Annotated in this window: 1 protein-coding gene; it reads right to left on the bottom strand. The window is 68.6% G+C overall.

Annotation, left to right across the window (positions count from 1 at the left end; genetic code table 11):
- A partial coding sequence (locus tag OEB96_RS00480) for an RHS repeat domain-containing protein (RefSeq protein ID WP_266213401.1) occupies positions 1-2386 on the bottom strand: 2386 nt, incomplete at both ends.

Here is a 2386-nt window from a genome sequence, read left to right as displayed (position 1 = left end):
CCGCCCGTCCTCGTAGACGTAGCTGCCCACGTCGGTCTTGTGGGTGATGTTGCCGACGTCGTCGTACGAGACGTCGACGACGCTACCCCCGAGTGCGCCGGTGATCGACGCCTGCGTCAGCCGCCGCAGGTCGTCGTGCTCGAACGCCTCCTGCTGCCCATGCACGACGTCGAAGCGCTGCTCGAGCTCGCCCCACGGGTGCCAGTCGTAGCCCAGGCTCTGGACGAGGTTGCCGGGACTGTCGGTCTGCACGGTGGTGGGCAGGCCCGTGAGCGGCTCGTAAGTCCGGGTGGTTTCGAGACCATTGCCGAAGCGCTCGCGCACGAGACGGCCGGCCTCGTCGGCCTGGAGTGCCGACCACAGCACCGTGGCGCCGCCAACCCTGACGCGGCGCAGATAGCCGGCGCCATCATAGTCATAGTCGGCGCGCAGGCCAGGGTCTCCATCCACCGACGGGTAGTGCAGCGTCTGCAGCCGGTCGCCGAGCCCGTAGTCGAAGTGCAGCACCAGCGCCCCGGGCACCGTGAGCATGAGGTCGGACACCGTGACCGTGTCCAGGCGCCCGGAGGCGTCGTAGCCGTAGGTGGTCAGGATGTCGTCGGGGCCCTCGCTCGTGTGCAGCCGGCCGGGTCGGATGGCGTCGTAGGTGTGCGTGGTGTCGCCGTCGGCGTCGTGGCGCGCGAGCACGCGGCCGAGCGCGTCGTACTCGAACTCGATGACCTCGCCGGCACCGTCGCTTTGCTCGAGCAGCTCTCCAAAGCCGTTGTAGACGCGACTTCGGGCGCCAAAGGAAGGATCGCTCTCGGTGACGATCCGGCCCGCCACGTCGTGCTCGTACGTGCTGACCCAGGGCGTCTGCGGATCGGTGCAGTCCCGACGGACCTCGCCGAGTACACCGAAGGCGCCGTACTCGAAGCAGGTGCTCGTCCCATGGGGATCGATGCTCACCGCCACCCGCGAGGCGGCGTCCGTCTGCAACAGCGAGGTTGCGCCGCTCTCGTCCGTGTGGGCGGTCTGCACTCCCTTCGCCAGCAGTCCGTAGGCGAAGTGCTCGTGGTCGCCGTCGGGGTGCTCGACGTCGGTCACCCGATCGAGGCCGTCGTACTCCGTGGTGGTGTAGGCGCTCGGCTGCTCCGAGGCCCAGGTGGGGAGGCTTCGGCGATGCACGCGACCGCGCCCGTCGTAGAGCGTGCTCACATAGACTTCATCCCCAGGGCCGCCCGTGTTGATGGGCACCTCGTCGAGCGCCTGCATGCCCCACCACGCCTCCTGCATCACGTGCCCGGTGGCGCCGTAGTCGGTGGTGAGCTCCTGGCCATCGGGCGCAGTCGTCCGCACGCGCAGCGCCGACTCGATCTGGAACGTGTCATCGTGGACCGGGCCACCGAGTTCGTACTCGATCGTGGTCACGTGCCCATCGGACAGTCCCATCGGCGACACGCGTCGCTCGTGCCGGGTGGGTCGCAGGAAGCCGTCGTAGCGATGCACCCAAGTCACCCCGTCGGCGGCGACCTCGGCGATCGGTACCCCCGTGCCGGGCTCGTGGATCACCCAGCTCTCGTGCCCCGCCGCATTGATCATCGACTCGGGATGCACGCCCTCGGCGTCCCACGTGGTGGTGGTGGTGCGGACGTCGCCCTGGAGGTTGGCGAGGGTGGTGGAGATCACGTTGCCACGGCCGTCGTACCCATACGTGGTGTCGAGCCGCGCCACCGGATCGTTGGGGGCGAAGGTCGTGGTGCTCACGGCCCCGGTGGCCGGATCGTAGGTCGCGGTATGAGCACGCTCGACGCACTCACCACCTACGCAGCTCTGTTCGCTCCACGCCTGCGCACGGCCTACGATCCACGCGGATTGATCGTCGAGCATCGCATCGACCTCGTAGATCCGCTGCTCGGCGTCGTTGGTGGTCGTGGAGGAGACGATCGTACCCAGGCCGTCGCGCTCCTGCTCGATCGTGAGCCACTGGAAGCGCTCGCTGGGCCTGACCTCGCAGTCGATCGTGCAGCTCACGTCGCGCACGAACACGTCCACGTCCTGGCGTGCCGGGTAGGTGAACAGCGTATCTCCGCCCAGGCGAGGCTCGACCACGGTCTCGAGGTGCTGCTGTGTGCGCGTGAGCCAGTACTGCACCACGCCAGCGTCATCGACGACTCGGCGCTGCTCGATCTGTTCCACCGGGCGACCGGCCGTGGGATAGTCGGCGTGCTGATCGTCTCGATCGTAGGCGTAGCGGATCCACGTGTGGCGATCGAGCTGCCCTTCGCGCCAGCGCTCGACCTCGGCGAAGCCCAGCAGGCCGTGGCCCCACGCGTCGACCACGGCATCGTGGTAGGCGTAGCGATCGACCTCGAGGTCGGCCTGCGGGTTGGCCTGCGTCGCATGC

Origin of the sequence: Paraliomyxa miuraensis, from assembly GCF_026337845.1 — a bacterium.
Taxonomy (GTDB): Bacteria; Myxococcota_A; Polyangia; order Nannocystales; family Nannocystaceae; genus Paraliomyxa; species Paraliomyxa miuraensis.
The sequence above is the reverse complement of the archived record's forward strand: the minus strand, read 5'-3'. Positions and strand labels throughout refer to the sequence as shown.